The sequence below is a fragment of the Sphingobacterium sp. BN32 genome, assembly GCF_030503615.1.
Lineage (GTDB): Bacteria > Bacteroidota > Bacteroidia > Sphingobacteriales > Sphingobacteriaceae > Sphingobacterium.
This window is the reverse complement of sequence record NZ_CP129963.1, coordinates 2,371,466-2,388,998: the sequence shown is the minus strand read 5'-3', so window position 1 is coordinate 2,388,998 and position 17,533 is coordinate 2,371,466. Positions and strand designations below refer to the sequence as shown.

Sequence of the window (17,533 nt, the reverse complement as noted above, 5' to 3'; positions counted from 1 at the left end):
CCACATTCGGGTAAAAAGGTTTGAATATTAAGGAAATAAAGCTGGAACTAATCCTGGCTTTTTGATTTCCAAAAATCGAAAAAATTAAACCATTGGTATGGATATTTTCGCAGCATGTGCTCCATACTTTGCGTATATGCATCTAGTACCGCTTGAGCATCTCGATGTTTTATAGCCGGAGCTCTGCGCGTATAAAGATGGTAATGTAGATTAGGTTCTTTCATTACATACACAAAGGCAATGGGCGCTTGGAGGCGAGAGGCAATCATGAACGTGCCTGCGGGAAATAGTGCGTTCTCACCCAATAGTTCGGCTGACAAAGTTTTAGAGTTATCAAAATATCTATCCCCTGTCAAACAAATCAGATCGTTGTTTGCCAATGCTGCGGAGATTTCGAAGATATGCGACATATCTTCCTGGATATGAATGAAGTTAATATGAGAATTATCCTTAGAAATGCTGGATAAGTATTCTTTAATGACTGTTCTTTCCTGATCGGCAGCGACAATATGTATCTGTTGGTTGAAATCTATATCCGCGAAGAACTTCTCGGCAATCTCAAAATTGCCAATATGGCCGCTAATCAAAATCCCGCCTTTTTTCTCTTCCAGAAGTTGTTTCAGAATATCAATCCCATCGAAATCGAAGGTAAATCTATCTCTGAGCCCAGCAAATAGGGCGAACTTATCGATCAAAACCTGACCAAATACGAAATATCCTTTGTAGAGTGCAAGTATGGATTTAAAGAATGGAAAGCCCTGACGTTTTCTGTAGTAATAAAACATGGCCTTCGCTGTCCTGGGATAGGCTAGCACATAATATAGCGCCACAGGGATCAACAATACATATGCTGCTCTGACACCAAGTTTTTTAATAATGTTGACGAAAATTTGGTACCCCAGTAAGGTACCTTTGGATTTACCGTCCCATTGACTCATTTTTAATCTTGTTTAGCCAAGATTTTCTTTTCAATTAGGTTGTAAAAATCTTGAAAGGAAACGACTTCTGTAAAATCAGACTCTACCAATTTAACGCCAAAATTAGATTCAATAATCACTACCAAATCCACATAATCCAAACTATCTAAGTCTAGCGTTTCTTTTAAGTTTTTGTCTGCTTCAATTACATCTCCATCAACTTCGAACTCTTCCACTAAGATTTCGTTTATTTTGCTGACGATGTCTTCAATTTCAATATTCATTTCCACTATAATTTGAACTTCTTCACGATCATGGCAGAATTCGTTCCGCCGAATCCAAAAGAATTGGACAAATATACAGCAAAATCTTGATTTTTCGTTTCAGTCACGATATTCAATTTTGAAGAGTACTCATCTGCTGTATCGAAGTTAATATTTGGTGCAATAAAGCCATGATTCATCATCAAGGTAGAGTAGATGATTTCGCTGGCACCCGCCATCCAACATTCGTGACCTGTCATCGATTTTGTAGAGCTTACATAGGGACGTGTTGCGCCGAAGACTTCATCGATAGCCTGTGCTTCATTAGCATCGCCTACTGGGGTGGATGTTGCGTGAGCATTGATATACTCAATTTCCGAAGGATCCATGTTGGCCTGTTCCAATGCTTTTCGCATGGCGGATGCTGGTCCTTCCACATTGGGGGTTGAGATGTGTCCGCCATTGGAAGAGAAGCCATAGCCAACAACTTCCGCAAAAATAGGAGCTCCACGTTTTAAGGCGCTTTCCAAACTCTCTAAGATTACGGTCGCTGCACCTCCGCTAGGGACAAGTCCGTCGCGGTTGGCGTCGAAGGGGCGACAAGCCTTGGTCGGATCCTCGTCGTTTGCAGAAAATACACCTAAGCCATCAAAGCTAGCCATCGCATATTTATTGATTTCCTGTGCTCCACCACAGATTACTAAATCTTGAAGTCCATTTTTAATCATCATATGACCTAAACCTATCGCATGAGAACCCGATGCACAAGCAGCGGAAATGGTCATGTTGACCCCGCGGATATTGAAAATCGTCGATAGGTTCATGGTTACCGTGGAGTTCATCGATTTAAAGATGGCTCCTGAACCGATTAAAGCCGTATCTTTTTTCTCTCTCACGATGTCCGTTGCATCAATGATCGCTTTGGAAACACTGTCATTTCCATAGATTAATCCGATTTCACGCTCGTTGAAAGCATCCACAGCAATGTTTGCTTCGCGCAAAGCCTCCAAGGTAGCAAGGTAGGCGTATTCGGTTTCTTCGCCCATGGTGACGCGCTGGCGTCTATGTAATAGTGCCTTGAGCTCCGGACTAGGGACATGCCCGGTTAAAGCCGAGCGAAAGCCATATTCCTTACGTTCCTGATCAAAAATAATCCCCGACTTACCTTCATATAGGGATGCTCTAACTTCATCAAGACTCGTCCCGATGCAGCTGTAAATCCCCATACCTGTAATCACCACTCTGTTATTCATCCCTTATGAATAAATCCCTCCATTGATATTGATAACTTCTCCTGTAATATAACCAGATTTTTTTGATGCTAAAAACGATACCAAGTCCGCTACTTCCTCCGCTTCCCCGAAGCGGTTTACTGGAATCATCTTCTTCAGTTCTTTCTGGTCCATCTCTGCAGTCATATCTGTTTTGATAAAGCCCGGGGCAACCGCATTGACTGTGATATTACGCTTCCCGATTTCCTGCGCCAAAGCTTTTGTTGCCCCGATAATTGCTGCTTTCGCCGCTGAATAATTCGTCTGCCCGGGCGTGCCTTTGACTCCAGAAACAGAGACCATATTGATGATACGTCCGTAGCGATTATGTAATAATTTCTGGATAAAGAAGTTCGTTACATTGTAAAATCCTCCTAAACTGGTCTGTATTACGTCGTTCCAATCCTGTAGCGGCATCCACATGAAAAGACCATCTCTAGTCATTCCCGCATTATTAACGATGACCTCAACCAAGGCGTCCGGGTTTTTTGCTTCCCATGCGGTTAGTACCGACTTCACCTCTTCTGCATTGCCGACATCGAATTTTATGATTTCACCATCCGAACCAGCGGCTCGAACCTCCGCTAAGGTTTCCAAAGCTGCAGATTCGTTCGAATGATAATTTATTAAGACATGGTAGTCTGTATCCTCGGCAATTTTCTTACAAATTGCTCTACCGATTCCCCGCGACCCACCAGTCACTATTGCATACTTTTTTGTTTCTGCCATTATTTACTAAATAGTTCGGCATTATCATACCACTTTCCAACTACATTTCCTTCTGTATCGATAAAGCCCCAAGTTTTGTTGAACTTAACCCGCGCTACACCATTGATGAAGCCTTTGCTGCCCGCATCAAACATATCCAAACCAAATGCGGTAATACTATATTGTGCAGGTATAACTAATTTACCGGATTTATCGATAAATCCCCAGTTTTTTCCAACTTTTACCGGCGCAAGTCCGTCGGTACTGAATACTTCGGCATCCTCAAACTGATATTCAACAACTAGATTGCCTTTTGTGTCAATATATCCCCATTTAGAGCCATTGTAAACTGGTGCAAGGCCGTTTACAAAAGCACGCGCCTTATCAAATTGTGGCTCTACGACCCAATTACCTTTCGTATCGATAAAGCCGAGTTTCTTGTTCTTGCGTGCGTAGGCTAAACCATCAGTTGAGAAATCCCAAATCTTATCTACGGCTTCCAAACCTTTAAACTCGCCTTGAACAACCACGCCAAACTGTGTGCCTTTTCTCGCATAAGCCGATCCATCCATATAATTGCCAATTTCATCATAATCAGCTGGAATGACCTCTTTTCCGGACCTATCGATAATTCCCCAACGCTCAAAATTCTTGATACGCGCATAATCGCCGTCAAATTTGCGAATAAGGTCGTATTTAGGTGCTAATATTTCTGTTCCATCGGGAGCAATGATGCCTATCTTATTGTTTTGTTTGAAGAAAGCAAGTCCATTTTCAAAGTCATAGATCTTATCGGTTGATACAAGGTTAAGTCGCTCAGCTTTCTTATTGATGTAGAACCAAGATCCTCCTTGCGCCACAACCGCTACAGCATGATCGAACGCCTTTACGCGATCGAATGTCGGTTCAATGACCCAGTTACCCTTTTCATCTATGAATCCCCACTTTTTGTTCTGCAAAGCCGGAGCCACACCATCACTAAAATCACCTACCTTTTCAAACTGCAAGGCAATCACTTCCTGGCCCGCTTTGTTGATAAAACCAGCTTTTTTATTAAAAGTTACTTGGGCAAGCTCCTGAGCAAACCCAAATTGCGAAGCGAATAGCGCAGCAATGACTAGTGCGTTTTTTAGATTCATGATTTATTTGGTTAAATATTCTTTTACATTATTGACAATCGGATACATCACAATATCCTCTTTAAATACCGGCACGATTTCTCTAAGTTCACGATATATGGCTTTCGATGCAGAGCTTAAACGATCTTCAATTTCAAGCGCTTCTACCGCCTGCGCAATCGTAATCCACTCAATCGCAAGCACTTCAAAAGCGTTTTCGATGACCTTGCTGCAGATCACTGCCGCATTGGTTCCCATGCTGACAATATCCTGATTATCATTATTGTTCGGGATGCTATGCACGTAAAGCGAAGTTGATAAAGCTTGGTTTTCGGCAGTTGTTGAAGTCGCAGTAAACTGAACTCCTTGCATACCGAAATTAAATCCAAGTTTGCCCAAGTTCACGAAAGGCGGCAGCATCTCATTGATCTTCGAGTTTAATAAATAATTAAGTTGTCGTTCTGCTAGCATCGAGAGCTTGGTCACGACAAGCTTTAAGCGGTCCATCTCTAAGGAAATATAATCGCCGTGGAAATTTCCACCGTGATACACCTGTTGTGTTTCCACATCGACAATAGGGTTATCATTCGCCGAATTGATTTCTTTCTCCAAAATATGCTCTACGCTACGAACCGTATCTAATATTGGCCCCAGAATTTGTGGCACACAGCGTAAGGAATAGTATTCCTGTACTTTTTCTTTGAAAATATCTTCGTTATTATTGCCGTTATAAAGGTGTTCATGCCTGCGTTTGATCAATTGACTATCTGCCAAATGATGTCTCATGGCTTGTGCGATATCCCTTTGTCCTTCGTGTAGTTTTGCCAAATTCAATTCGATCGAGAAATGATCATCATATGCCTGCACGAGTTCGTTGATAAAACATGAAGCTTTAATCGACCAGTCGGTCAATTTCTGTGCTTTATAGGTATTCACGATGCCTATGCCCGTCATTACTGAAGTACCATTGATTAAGGCGAGGCCCTCACGCAATTTAATCTCAATAGGGCTTAAACCCAGCTCTTGGAAAACAGCTTTTGTTTCTCGTCGCTCGCCTTTGTAAAACACTTCACCTTCCCCGATCAGCACTAAGGCCAAATGCGCCAATTGTACTAAATCGCCACTCGCACCGACGCCACCATGTGCAAATATCAATGGAATGATATCCTGATTGATCAGTTCGCGCATCAATTCGATAACAGAGATATGTATGCCTGATTTCCCTAAAGAGAGACTGTTCAAGCGTGCTAAAATGCTCGCTTTTACATGTTCTGCCGAAAGCGCTTGTCCCGTTCCGGAAGAGTGACTACGAATGAGGTTGTACTGAAGTTGTAATTGGTCCTGTTCCTGGATTCTATATTGTGCCATCGGGCCGAAACCGGTATTGACACCATAGATGACTTTATTCTTCGAGAAGCTTTGTAAAAAATCATAACAATTGTTTACTCTGTCGATTAGCGCTTTGCTTATCTCTATTTTTTCATTTTTAAATAGAACGTCGTTAAAATCTTTAATCGTTAGATAATCGTTTATGGTTTTCATTTAAAATAATTAGTTACTTCTCTTTCAAATGTTCTAAATGTATGTAATTTTGGAACAAATTTTTGTACCGCAAAAATAGAATTTAAATATTACTTATAGCTATGGAAAACGAAATTGTTGACGTCTTGATCATTGGTGCAGGACCAAGTGGTGCCGTTGCAGCGGGTTATTTGCAGCAACATGGCGTGAACATCAAAGTTGTAGAAAAGCAAAAGTTTCCACGTGTGGTCGTCGGTGAGAGCTTGATTCCTAGAGTGATGGATCATTTCGAGGAAGCGGGTCTGTTGGAGGCCTTGAACGCTTATGGTTTCGAGAAGAAGCCGGGTGCCCGTTTTATCCGAGGCGAAGAACACTGTGTATTCGATTTTAGTGATAAGTTTGGCGAAGGTTGGGACTGGACTTGGCAGATTCCGCGCGCTGATTTTGATAAGGCGATGACAGATGAATTACAGCGAAAAGGTGTAGATATTGCATTTGAAACAGAGGTTTTGGATGTATCGTTCAATGGCACGGATTCGGAAACAACGGTTCGCAATAAAGCCGGCGAGCTATCGACTATTTCCGCGAAATTCCTAATCGACTGCAGTGGGTATGGGCGTGTATTACCGCGTTTATTAAATCTGGAGATGCCTTCGAAGTTGGATTACCACTCGGCTATCTTTACGCATATCGATGATGTGCGTCGTCCAGAAGGCGTAGAAGGCACGCAGATTTCCTTCGATATTATAGAAACTGAGGTCTGGCTATGGGTTATTCCATTCTCAAATGGCAAAACGAGCGTCGGTATTGTCGGACCAACAGCCTATATTGATAAGCTTTCTGCCAAAATGGATAACCATGAAGCCATTCAGGAAGCAATTAAGCTGTCGGATTATTACGTAACACGATTCAGCGGACTGCCTTACGAATTTGATCCTATTCGACTTACGAATTATTCCGTTGCAGTATCTCAATTCCACGGCGCGGGTTATGCATTGACAGGGAATAGCACGGAGTTTCTAGACCCTGTTTTCTCTTCAGGTGTCTGCTTCGCGACGGAGTCGGGGATATTAGCGGCTAAATTGGCAAAACGCCAATTGGAAGGAGAAAACATTGATTGGGATCAGGAGTATTCCGCTTATATGAAATTCGGAATTGATGTGTTCACAACCTACGTGAAGGAATGGTATACCGGGAACTTGCAAGAGCTGTTTTACCATCGTCCGGAAAATCCAGATGTCAAGCAAAAGATATGCGCGGTGTTGGCAGGTTATGTCTGGAATAAGGAGAATCCGTTTGTTGCAAAGCATCATAATATTGTGAAAAATATGGCTTATTTAATTAAGCAGTAATATGTTGAGAAAAGAGTCTTAGTAAAGAGAAAGAAGGAACTGTCGAAAGACAGTTCCTTTTTTGTTAGATTAGGATGCTGTTATTTAGTTCTGTTGCGGTTAGCGCGACGCCCGAATAAATTTGTTCTATGCTCAATTGAAAATGGCATTAGCCTGTTTTCTATTTCAACGATTCTATTTCTCGATTGTTCTCCTTAGTAATCAATAACTAATAGCTATGCCAGGAAAGAAAGATCCGCGTATTAAGAAAGAGGATACTTATCAAGCCTTAAAGAAAGAGGGGATGAGTTCTGAAAAAGCAGCAAGGATTGCTAATGCGCAAAAAGCAGGAACAATAGACCATAAATCGGAGAAATTGGAAGAGCGGTCGAAAACAGATCTGATGAGTCAGGCGAAGGAAATTGGGATAAGTGGACGGTCAAAGATGACAAAGTCTGAATTAATTAGTGCAATTCGAAATCATTAGTGAGCCCAATTAACTAGAGGGAAAACTAAGCATTTTATAATGCGCATAACTTAGTTGTCTTACTGAAGATCATAAAAAGGCAGAACCAATCTGCCTTTTTCAGTTCTCCAAGCAAGCTTTCCCACCGTCCCAATCACACCATCCCAAGTCAATATTAAATTTTCGTTAAGCTTTAAACTTTTTTCATAATGCCAATTCAAACTGTTAAATTGATCGTTATGAAAAAGCTATTTATTATCCTAAGTCTTGTATTTACCGTAAGTCTAGCCTTTGCTCAACATGGCCGTTATGAAACCGATATTTTTGGGACTTTACTTTTTAAATCCAATAAAGACTCCTACAACGCAAGACTGGAGAAAAACATATTTGGCGATTTGGTTTTTTCCGACTCCAGAAAGAATCATGAGAAGTTTGAGAACAAATATTTAGGTCGATTTATGCCAGGTGTTCTGAATAGTAAGGATGCACAGCAAAAGTTTTTTCAAGAATTGATCTGGCAGAATAGAAATAGTGAAGGCTACGAGTCGATCTATTCCATTGATATTTTCGGAACGATCATCACAAAAGATAACCGTGGCAATACGCGGGAGAGTGGAACCGATACCTTCGGACACGAATTTGTAAGAGACAAAAGCCAGGGCAGTTCGACAAGCATTAGACGAAATATTCACGGAGATTTAGAATACGAGGAAAACGGCGATCAAGCGACGTTGAGGAAGGATATTTTTAACAAATGGTCTTATTCAGACAGCTTTGGTAATCGCATCGAGTTCTCGGAGAAATCCTGGAATCGCATACTAAATCGCTTAGGGTCAGAGAAAGAAATCCTATGGTATTTTGTCGACCAGTTTTTCTATGACTAACTACAAGACGATAAAATAATTTGCACAAGCTAAAAGTATATTTTACTTTTGACCCCGATAAATATTTTTAACCCTTTAAAAAAGACGAAGATATGTTTGTAAGTACCCCAACTTCTCGAGCGTTTGCAGCAAATGGATTTGCTGTGGCTTGCTTCGTGCTTTTTTCTTAAGAAGATCTTATTATTCTTATTTTACGTAGCACTTAAGTGTTCCTTGATGAAAATTAAGGACTTACTAGGTATCCTCCTTCGTAACGGAACTAAGAAAGTTTTATTTAAAAAGCCCGTCATTTTAAATCGGATGGTCTTTGTTTGATCTTTCAATCTACAGGATCAACCGGAATATTCAATTCAATTTTTATTACAATGGGAAATAAACTTTCCGGGAAAGACCTAATCAAACTGGGTTTTCCGCAAAATAATGCGATAAATATTGCTCTAGGGCAAATATCGCGATATCGCAAGCGCGATAAAAAAGAAACCATATTACAGGAAGCCAAGCAAGTCTTGTTGTTTCCAGACAAATACATGGGACATGGTACCTGGGGAAAGGTTGCCGAAGGGATGATCAAACCGGTAGAGGTAAGAATGCATCAGTTGCGGACACAACGTGTTCCTTTTGAGATATTCGGAGAAAACGAGATCGACGAATTGGCAAAGCGTCAACTTTACGATTCCCTGAAATTACCTGTCGCCGTGCAGGGGGCACTGATGCCAGATGCACATGCAGGTTATGGATTGCCAATTGGGGGAGTCCTAGCGACCGATAACGCAGTTATTCCTTATGGCGTCGGCGTCGATATTGGCTGTAGAATGAGTCTGTCGATATTCGATCTTCCTGCAAGCTATTTGAAGGGACGCGAATTCCAACTTCGGAATATCTTGAAAGATAACACGGCTTTTGGACTCTATGAAAAGCATAAGTCAAGAGCAGATCACGAGATCTTTTCGCATGCTGCATTTCAGGAAATACCGCTGTTAAAATCTTTAAAGGACAAAGCCTATAAACAGCTGGGATCTTCTGGCGGAGGAAACCATTTTGTGGAATTCGGGATTGTCGACTTGTATGAAGATCGAGCAGACTGGAAACTTAGCAAGGGATCCTATCTAGCGGTTCTCTCACACTCTGGTTCTCGCGGCTTAGGCGCAAACATTGCAAAGCATTATACCTATTTGGCGCAGAAGCAGTGTCCACTTCCAAAGCAAGTACAGCATTTGGCTTGGTTAGATCTGGATACACACGATGGACAGGAGTATTGGACCGCTATGAACTTGGCAGGCGATTATGCCAAGGCTTGTCATGATGATATACATCGTCGATTGGCAAAAGCTTTGGGAAAGAGAGCGATGCTGACCATCGAAAATCACCATAATTTCGCTTGGAAAGAGTTTGTCGATGGAAAAGAATGTATCGTACATCGTAAGGGAGCAACTCCGGCGTCTGAGGGCGTTTTAGGGATTATCCCAGGTTCGATGACGGCTCAAGGTTATATTGTAGAAGGGAAAGGAAATCCCCTGAGCATAAATTCTGCATCCCATGGGGCCGGACGTATCAAGTCGCGCGGCGAATGTAAGGATACGATCCGCCGCAGTGAGATGTTAGCAGATCTGGAATCTAAGGGCGTGGAGCTATTAGGAGGATCAGTTGATGAGGCCCCTATGGCTTATAAGGATATACAGAAAGTGATGCGTCTTCAGGAGGAGTTGGTTTCTGTCTTGGGTAGTTTTACACCCAAAATAGTACGAATGGCTAAGTAGGGAGGAAATGAGCATAGTCTGACATGCAAGCAATATCAACCCAATATAACCCAATTTAAACCCCTTTCATTCCCCTTTCAAAAGGGTTCTGCATTGGGTTTGTATTGGGTTTGAAAGGGCTTTGAAAGGGTTCTGTGTCGAAGAAGTCTCGAATAACTTTCCTCTTTACATAGACGCATGTATCGATGTCCTTTGAAGATAGGCAAATTTAGCAAAAGAAGAATGCTAAGATGAATTTCAATCTGTGTTCAAAGTTAAGAAGGCTGCCCGCTTGGACAGCCTTCTCTAATTTATAATACTATTTATTTTTACCTAAGACGCTGAGCCCTATTTTGGCATTGGTGGGAGTGAGAAGCCGTTTTTGTATGGCTTATTGATCCAGTCCTGAGCCGCTTGGGCCGCATTTAGGGTAATTGACTGACGGTTAAACCTTGGGTGTCCGTCAATTACGTTGAATTCATCAACTGAAACGACTTTAATTTCATCGTTAGGATTGATATTGGTGAATCTCATGTTTTCACCATCCCAAAGCAGCTCTCGGTTTAGTGCTTGGAGCCTTACAGCTAGTACGCCCATCACGACCATCTCATTAAATGGACCCGAGAATTGGAAGTTAGAACTGGTTTCAGTTCGGTTATCCTTCGATTCTTTTGCTGCTCTGATCCAATCTTGCTCATGCGCATCGGTTTTCCAGATATCGCCATTTCCGCCTTTTACACGAGGAATCCATGGGCTTGGTTTTTTGAAATCCTTCATATTTTCCACAGGTAGGAGTGTAGCGTTCATGCCGTAACAACCGGTCATGATCTTTCCTTTTTTACCGACGAAGATGATACCCCCATCAGGATCGCCCATCATCATGCCTGGAGCCAGCTCTTTTGGTCTGTCCGGCAGCAATCCACCGTCATACCAGTAGACGTCGACTTCCGGCATCTTCACCTTGCCCGCTTTTGGACGTGCCGGGAATGTGTATTTCACAATCTCTGCATGAGGTGGCGAGTAAAGATTACTTAAGGTTGAGCTTCCGTTTACTTTGGTCGGGTACTTCAGGTTCAATGCCCAGTAAATTGGGTCCATAATGTGACAAGCCATATCGCCGAGTGCACCTGTTCCGAAGTCATACCAACCTCTCCAGTTCCAAGGTGTGTAGACTGAATTATATTCTCTATACTCAGCAGGTCCTAAGAATAGATTCCAATCCAAATCCTTAGGAATTGGCATGCCCTCTTTTGGTTTCATTAATCCTTGAGGCCATATCGGACGGTTGGTCCAACAATGCACTTCATACACCTCTCCAATCGCATCCGATTGAATCCATTCAGCAATCTCACGGCACCAATCGAAGGAGTTACCTTGATTTCCCATCTGTGTGGCTACGCCGTATTGTTTTGCCAATTTCGTCAACAGCCTGGATTCATACACATTATGCGTTAATGGTTTCTGAGTATAAGTATGCTTGCCGAGGGTAATCGCATGCGCTGTTACCCCGGCGTGGGTATGATCTGGCGTGGCTACGCATACCGCGTCAATGCTCTTTCCAATTTCATCAAACATCTTGCGCCAATCCTTAAAACGCTGCGCTTTCGGGTAGTCGTTAAAGGTTTTTGAGGCATATTTCCAGTCAACATCGCATAATGCTACGATGTTCTCGGTTTTCATATTGTTAAGGTTTCTTCTCCCGATTCCACCGACGCCAATCCCTGCAATATTCAGTTTATCGCTGGGCGCAATATGTCCAAATTTCTTGCCTAGGACCGTATTTGATACGATAGTAAATCCGGTTAACATACTGGCATTTTTGATAAATTCTCTTCTCGAGTTGTTTTCCATGGTATTCTAGGTTTAGTTTATTTCACGAATTTTGATGTTTTTAAAATATACGGGATCGCCATGATCTTGAATCCCTATCTTACCCTTAGCCACCTTGGCATAGGGCAGTGCAGCAAACTTGCTCTTAGCAATCTGTGCTTTCAGCTCAGTAGATCCGATCTGATAGGTTAGGATCAGCTTTTTATTCAACCAGTGCTCGACCTTCCCATTTTTGGAAACGATCTTTGTTTTATTCCACTGACCGGCGGGCTTCAAGGGCGAAAGACTGGGTGCAATGACATCCGACATGGCTCCCGTCTTCTGTTGCTCGGTTAGTTTTTGCGGATAGTTTTCGTTATCGATGATTTGAAACTCCGGCCCTGTCTGGTACATATGTTTATGATCCGGATGTTCCACAACATAAATGAATATGCCGCTGTTGCCAGACTTTTCTATCTTCCAGTCCATTTCTAATTCGAAGTTTTCAAATTCCTGATTGGTTACGATATCACCGTTTTTTCCATTGGTAGAAAGCATGCCGTTCTCCACTTTCCATCCTTTGATGGTGGAACCGTTGTATTGATGCCAAGCATCTAATGTGTTGTTCGCCAGGAGATCTATCCAAGGCCCTTTTTTCTCTGATTGGCTATGCTGGATGATGGTCGTTGCTTGATGAGTCTGGGGAAGTTTTTGTAGTCCTACGAAGAGCATGGCAAAAATGCTGCTGCTGATAAGGAAGGCGTTTGTCATGTTGATTTATGTTAGGTTTATGTATTACATTTAGATATGTTATTTCATGGAACTGATTATTATTTTGTTTCCCACAATTGAAGCCTTTAAATCGCCCGTCATCTCGATAATTTCTAGTACTTCCTGAATGCTCTTTTTGCGATCAATTTTTAGTGTGAAGCGGAAAGCTTCCGGGTCAACGTTCTTTAAGCTATATTCCATACGATACCAATTCGACAGGACAGCCATAATCTCGTTGATCGGTTGGTCATTAAAGATAAATTCGTTTCTTGTGAATGCTAATGTTTCGTACTCATCAAATGCTGAAACCTTTATCCCATCTGGACTAAAATGTCCTTTTTGCCCTGGCTTAAGCAGTTTTGAATGATTATTTCCTTTGATTTGTAAGCGTCCTTCAATTAGTGATATCGAAGCTGATTTCTCATCTTTTTTGCTGCTGAAAACAAAGGAGGTTCCGGTCACAAGGGCCTCTATTTTATTTGATTTTACAATGAATGGTCTGGCAGTATCTGTCTGAACTTCAAAATATGCCCTTCCTTCAACGGTAACAATACGGCTGTTTTCAACAAATCGGTTCGGAAAAGATAGCTCGCTGTTTACGTCAAGTGTCACGCTGCTTTGATCTTCCAACTCGATCCTATATGTTTCGTTCCCAGCAGTTTTGATATTGATTTGTATGATTTCCTTAGTGTCGTCATTTGGTTCTATCCGCAGCACGGCGGCACTAGATTTGACGAGCGTAAATTTATCGTTGGTAAATGATTCTCCAACCTTCATGGCATGAAGATCTTTGTACGCGCCATCAGAAGTAGTTAAACCGGAAGCTTCAACCTTGCTCGTCCGCTGTTCCTTGGAGATCAATGTGTCCTTCGGTCCCTGTTTCATCAAGAAATATCCGATAGAAAGTGTCGCAATTAATATTGCAGCTATCTTCGATAAGGTACTCTTAAAATTGTAAGAGATAATTTTTTTCTTCGTTTCTGCCTGCACTGCTTGGTGAATTCTGTTTTTGACTTCATCTTGAGCACCATATTTTAACTGCCATTCATCCTTCTGAAAAGTCTCAAGCAGTTCGCTATCGATATCCGATAGCTTTTCCTTGTCGGCTTTTCGTGAAAGAATATCAATAATGGATTTTAAAATTGATTGCTCCATAATAACAGGTTTACATATATAGAGCGTTATTTTAAATCAATCCCCCAATAGTCGACAATAAAAAGGTTGATAGCCATATATACCTACTCAGTCCGGCTCTTAATTTTTTCAACGCAATCGTTAATTGGTTTTCTACCGACTTTCTGGAAATTTGAAGTGCTTCGGCGATTTCCTTTTGGGAAAGATTGTCTTCGCGTTTTAGTCTATATACCTCTCTACAGCGAGGCGGTAATTGGTCGATCAGGCTTTCTAAGCGATCGAGTAAATCTCGATATTCAAGCGCTTGCTGCGGATCGTAAGGGTCTGGAACCATTTGGCTAAACTGATCGATATCCACATGAGGAGCCTTTTTCTGTTGGATTTGTCGATAGATTTGGTAGCGGGTGCATGCGAAAAGGTAGACTTTAATGGAGTGGGTGATATCAATGCTGGACCGCTTGTTCCAAATATTGATGAATACGTCCTGGACAATATCTTCCGAGGTGGGGCTATCGTTCAATACAGACTCGGCCATCAAGTACATAGGCCGCCAATACCGATTCATGAGCTCCTTGAATGCTCGTTGATTATCAGTCTGTATTAAATGGAATAGATCTCGATCTGAGACTGTCATTTAAGTTTAGATTTCGGTTATATTGTTTTCGTAGAGCCTGATAGGCAATTATCATAAATATACAGAATAATAATCTTAAAATTTAAGAGAAATATGAAAACGAACAAGCTGCAACCTTGGGCACGTGATTAAACTATCAATTCTATAGTATATTCGTTTGGTTCGATTCTGTTGTTTCTGTATCTTAATCCCTAGAAAAAGATCATGAATGAGCGTATTTTCTGCCAATATAAAATTTAAATATCCCTGGCGTAGCTATCAACAACGCGTACTTGATGAGTTATCGTCACATATGGACGATGCTCATTTACACGTTATTGCTCCTCCAGGTTCTGGAAAGACGGTTCTCGGGCTGGAAGTTATGCTCCGCTTAGGAGAGCCCACGCTCATATTAGCACCAACGCTCGCCATCCGTAATCAATGGATACAGCGGTTCACTGAATTGTTTGTTCAACAGCAGGATGTCCCTGATTACATTTCGAAAGATATCCGGCATCCAAAGCTAATTACTGTCGTGACCTATCAGGGCTTGCATGCGGCCTGCAACGACCGTAAAGAGGGAAACTTCAAATTGGACTATGTCGATGAAACGGATGTCGTTGAAAAGGCACGCTCGAATTTTCTGAATTTACCCAAGATATTAAAAGGACTTCAGGAACAAGCTGTGCAAACCTTTATTCTGGATGAAGCACATCATTTAAAAAATGAATGGTGGCAAACTCTCGATCGACTAAAAAAAGGCATAGAGCCAAAAATGGTAGGATTGACAGCAACCCCGCCCTACGATGTATCTGGGTTGGAGTGGAGCCGATATTTGGATCTAAATGGTCCGATTGATGCTGAGATTACGGTGCCTGAGTTGATACAACAGGGGGATTTATGTCCGCATCAAGATTATGTTTATTGTTGTCAGCCAACGGCGGAGGAGCTTCAGCTTATTCGGAGCTATAGAACCAGAGCGGTCGAGCTTTTTGAAGAGATTAAGAATGATGAAAACCTTATCCGAGCGATTTCCACACATCCTTCTGTTGTCGACCCTTTGGCAAATGAATTCAAGATACATGAGAACTTGGCGTTTTATTCCGCTAGTTTGATTTTTCTTCGATCGCACTCGATTGAAATCAGCTCCTTGCATTTTGAATTGCTAGGGATTCCGCATCGGGAGGAGGATTTACAACTTCCCGATCTGGACTTTTCCTGGATGGAGGAACTTCTACGTAATTATCTTTTCGAAGAAAAAGGTTTTTTTAAAGATCATTTCGAAGATGAACGGAAGGTATTACTGAATCGATTAAGACGTTTAGGTATCATTGAGCGTCGCAGCATTAAGTTCGAACAAGGGACTAAGATACTTCAGAAGCTCCATGCTAGTGTAAGTAAATTAACCGCAATTGAACACATCAGTAATTTTGAATTTGGTATTATTGGAAGAAGCCTTCGACAGGTTATTCTTACTGATTTCGTGCGTAAGGAATATCTAGTCAACAGCCCGGAAAACTCGACGCCCTTGCGTAAGATTGGCGTGCTGCCTATTTTTGAACAATTGCGAAGGAATAACCGAAACAACAAAAAAATAGGCGTATTATCAGGTACGATTGTTATCCTTCCTCAAGCAGCTGTCGATCCGCTACGGACTGCATATCAATTGTTGAATCCTAGTGAATCGCTGTATATCAAGCCGCTGGTCTTCGATACAGCCTACTATATGATACCGGTTACTGATCAAAGTCGCGATTGGATGGTTGCCATTGTTACGCGTCTTTTTGAGGCCGGTGAAATTGAGGTTTTGATAGGTACCAAAGCATTACGTGGGGAAGGATGGGATGCTCCAGCAATCAATAGCCTTATTTTGGCCTCTGTTGTGGGTTCTTTTGTTTCATCCAATCAGATGCGTGGTCGGGCTATTCGCACCAACCTAAATGTGCCGGATAAGACGAGTAACATTTGGCATATTGCCTGTGTTGATTCAACTGTTGCTGATGGCGGGCAAGAGATCGCACTATTGCGACGTCGTTTCCGCAACTTCGTCGGCTTGGTAGAAGATGAACGTGGTGGCATCGAGAATGGACTTTCGCGTATTGCTTTTCCGACCGAGGTAAATGAGGAGAACATTACGCAGTTTAATAAGCATAGTTTTGTTTTGGCAGGCCAACGTAGCCGACTTCCACAAAAATGGAATGAGGCGATAGCTGAGGGTACACAGCTGTTGGAGGAGATAAAGCTGCCCTTTCTTGAGCCTGATGCTTATCAAGGAATGAAGGCTGCAGAAATGAAAAAGACCATCGGAAATATGGTAGCTTCCTTGGGCTCAGCTGTAGTATTTTACTTAGAATGGAGTACGCAAATTTCCATGAAAATGATGAAGTGGTTGGGGGCGCCGGGAGGTACGTTGATGATGGGTATGTTTGCTGTAGGGACCGTATTTTTCTCTGCTAGGACGATGAGAACATTTCGATATTATGCCAAATACAGGGATATAACCAAGGATATATACAAAATCGGAAACGCCTTGATTAAAACCTTATGCAAAAACGGCATATTCACAACGAGTTTGAAGGATCTTCGTGTTCTTACCTTTGCGGATCGAGAAGGGGCGGTCTTCTGTCATTTGGATGGCGGAACGACCTATGAAAAGTCTTTGTTTGTGCAGATGATTCAAGAGGTCGTGGAACCTATTAATTCGCCGCGCTATATTATTATTCGAAAGAGTTTAGCGCTGAAAGTACTGAGGCAATATGATTATCACGCTGTGCCCGAAATGCTGAGTAAGCGTGCGGCACTGGCGAATGATTTTGCAAGCTTCTGGCGCGAGGAGGTCGGTTCCTGCGAATTAATCTTCACCAAGAATATGGCGGGTAGGAAGTTGCTGATTCGTTCGAAGGTCGCCGCATTAGCAAACCATTTCAGTGAGGATACCAGCGTGCAACACGTCAATATTTGGCGTTAATTTTCAATCAATTTGTAATCGTC

The 17,533-nt window shown here is 42.1% G+C and carries 15 protein-coding genes; 5 read left to right on the top strand and 10 right to left on the bottom strand.

Translation table 11 applies throughout. The annotated features are described in order from the left end of the window. Positions 1-47 precede the first annotated feature (47 nt). From QYC40_RS10035 to hutH, 6 genes are read right to left on the bottom strand one after another with little or no spacing between them, the layout of a single operon-like run. Positions 48-938 (bottom strand): hypothetical protein, encoded by an 891-nt coding sequence (locus tag QYC40_RS10035; RefSeq protein WP_301990118.1) that lies wholly within the window; start codon positions 936-938, stop codon positions 48-50. Positions 939-940: 2 nt separating this feature from the next. Beyond that, positions 941-1,201, bottom strand: coding sequence for an acyl carrier protein (locus tag QYC40_RS10030; RefSeq protein WP_301990116.1), 261 nt, complete (start codon positions 1,199-1,201; stop codon positions 941-943). 5 nt (positions 1,202-1,206) lie between these two features. After that, a complete protein-coding gene (locus QYC40_RS10025) occupies positions 1,207-2,433 on the bottom strand; it encodes a beta-ketoacyl synthase (RefSeq protein ID WP_301990114.1) in 1,227 nt (408 codons plus the stop codon). A gap of 3 nt (positions 2,434-2,436) precedes the next feature. After that, complete coding sequence (fabG, locus tag QYC40_RS10020) at positions 2,437-3,180, bottom strand: 3-oxoacyl-ACP reductase FabG (RefSeq protein ID WP_301990112.1); 744 nt, start codon at positions 3,178-3,180, stop codon at positions 2,437-2,439. Then, complete coding sequence (locus QYC40_RS10015) at positions 3,180-4,298, bottom strand: WG repeat-containing protein (RefSeq protein ID WP_301990111.1); 1,119 nt, start codon at positions 4,296-4,298, stop codon at positions 3,180-3,182. Before QYC40_RS10015 ends, fabG begins: the two co-directional genes overlap by 1 nt. Before the next feature lie 3 nt (positions 4,299-4,301). Next, positions 4,302-5,819 carry a histidine ammonia-lyase gene (hutH, locus tag QYC40_RS10010; protein ID WP_301990110.1) on the bottom strand — a complete coding sequence of 506 codons (1,518 nt, stop codon included), beginning with the start codon at positions 5,817-5,819 and terminating at the stop codon, positions 4,302-4,304. A gap of 101 nt (positions 5,820-5,920) precedes the next feature. Between hutH and QYC40_RS10005 the strand changes: the two genes are divergently transcribed. From QYC40_RS10005 to QYC40_RS09990, 4 genes are all read left to right on the top strand, one after another. Further along, positions 5,921-7,150, top strand: a complete 1,230-nt coding sequence (locus QYC40_RS10005; RefSeq protein ID WP_301990109.1) for an NAD(P)/FAD-dependent oxidoreductase — start codon at positions 5,921-5,923, stop codon at positions 7,148-7,150. A gap of 217 nt (positions 7,151-7,367) precedes the next feature. Next, positions 7,368-7,616, top strand: a complete 249-nt coding sequence (locus QYC40_RS10000; protein WP_301990108.1) for a Rho termination factor N-terminal domain-containing protein — start codon at positions 7,368-7,370, stop codon at positions 7,614-7,616. A 218-nt stretch (positions 7,617-7,834) separates the two neighbouring features. Continuing rightward, a complete protein-coding gene (locus QYC40_RS09995; RefSeq protein WP_301990107.1) occupies positions 7,835-8,479 on the top strand; it encodes a hypothetical protein in 645 nt (214 codons plus the stop codon). 365 nt (positions 8,480-8,844) lie between these two features. Continuing rightward, complete coding sequence (locus QYC40_RS09990) at positions 8,845-10,236, top strand: RtcB family protein (RefSeq protein WP_301990106.1); 1,392 nt, start codon at positions 8,845-8,847, stop codon at positions 10,234-10,236. 327 nt (positions 10,237-10,563) lie between these two features. Here QYC40_RS09990 and QYC40_RS09985 read toward each other — a convergent pair whose 3' ends face one another. The 4 genes from QYC40_RS09985 to QYC40_RS09970 are packed head-to-tail and all read right to left on the bottom strand — an operon-like array spanning position 10,564 to position 14,563. Then, complete coding sequence (locus QYC40_RS09985; RefSeq protein WP_301990104.1) at positions 10,564-12,066, bottom strand: Gfo/Idh/MocA family protein; 1,503 nt, start codon at positions 12,064-12,066, stop codon at positions 10,564-10,566. A 12-nt stretch (positions 12,067-12,078) separates the two neighbouring features. Then, complete coding sequence (locus tag QYC40_RS09980; RefSeq protein WP_301990103.1) at positions 12,079-12,795, bottom strand: DUF1080 domain-containing protein; 717 nt, start codon at positions 12,793-12,795, stop codon at positions 12,079-12,081. A gap of 39 nt (positions 12,796-12,834) precedes the next feature. After that, on the bottom strand, positions 12,835-13,950 hold the full coding sequence (locus QYC40_RS09975; RefSeq protein WP_301990102.1) for a FecR family protein: 1,116 nt from the start codon (positions 13,948-13,950) through the stop codon (positions 12,835-12,837). A 31-nt stretch (positions 13,951-13,981) separates the two neighbouring features. Next, entirely contained in the window at positions 13,982-14,563 is a 582-nt protein-coding gene (locus tag QYC40_RS09970; RefSeq protein ID WP_301990101.1) for an RNA polymerase sigma factor, read from the bottom strand. Between the two features lie 208 nt (positions 14,564-14,771). Here QYC40_RS09970 and QYC40_RS09965 point away from each other — a divergent pair, with 208 nt between their 5' ends. Next, positions 14,772-17,510, top strand: a complete 2,739-nt coding sequence (locus QYC40_RS09965; RefSeq protein WP_301990100.1) for a DEAD/DEAH box helicase family protein — start codon at positions 14,772-14,774, stop codon at positions 17,508-17,510. Positions 17,511-17,533: the final 23 nt, after the last annotated feature.

Bases quoted from the DNA above. Each gene is read 5' to 3' on its own strand.
- QYC40_RS10035 (WP_301990118.1), bottom strand. From the start codon at position 938: ATGAGTCAATGGGACGGTAAATCCAAAGGTACCTTACTGGGGTACCAA.
- QYC40_RS10030 (WP_301990116.1), bottom strand. From the start codon at position 1,201: ATGAATATTGAAATTGAAGACATCGTCAGCAAAATAAACGAAATCTTA.
- QYC40_RS10025 (WP_301990114.1), bottom strand. From the start codon at position 2,433: ATGAATAACAGAGTGGTGATTACAGGTATGGGGATTTACAGCTGCATC.
- fabG (WP_301990112.1), bottom strand. From the start codon at position 3,180: ATGGCAGAAACAAAAAAGTATGCAATAGTGACTGGTGGGTCGCGGGGA.
- QYC40_RS10015 (WP_301990111.1), bottom strand. From the start codon at position 4,298: ATGAATCTAAAAAACGCACTAGTCATTGCTGCGCTATTCGCTTCGCAA.
- hutH (WP_301990110.1), bottom strand. From the start codon at position 5,819: ATGAAAACCATAAACGATTATCTAACGATTAAAGATTTTAACGACGTT.
- QYC40_RS10005 (WP_301990109.1), top strand. From the start codon at position 5,921: ATGGAAAACGAAATTGTTGACGTCTTGATCATTGGTGCAGGACCAAGT.
- QYC40_RS10000 (WP_301990108.1), top strand. From the start codon at position 7,368: ATGCCAGGAAAGAAAGATCCGCGTATTAAGAAAGAGGATACTTATCAA.
- QYC40_RS09995 (WP_301990107.1), top strand. From the start codon at position 7,835: ATGAAAAAGCTATTTATTATCCTAAGTCTTGTATTTACCGTAAGTCTA.
- QYC40_RS09990 (WP_301990106.1), top strand. From the start codon at position 8,845: ATGGGAAATAAACTTTCCGGGAAAGACCTAATCAAACTGGGTTTTCCG.
- QYC40_RS09985 (WP_301990104.1), bottom strand. From the start codon at position 12,066: ATGGAAAACAACTCGAGAAGAGAATTTATCAAAAATGCCAGTATGTTA.
- QYC40_RS09980 (WP_301990103.1), bottom strand. From the start codon at position 12,795: ATGACAAACGCCTTCCTTATCAGCAGCAGCATTTTTGCCATGCTCTTC.
- QYC40_RS09975 (WP_301990102.1), bottom strand. From the start codon at position 13,950: ATGGAGCAATCAATTTTAAAATCCATTATTGATATTCTTTCACGAAAA.
- QYC40_RS09970 (WP_301990101.1), bottom strand. From the start codon at position 14,563: ATGACAGTCTCAGATCGAGATCTATTCCATTTAATACAGACTGATAAT.
- QYC40_RS09965 (WP_301990100.1), top strand. From the start codon at position 14,772: ATGAGCGTATTTTCTGCCAATATAAAATTTAAATATCCCTGGCGTAGC.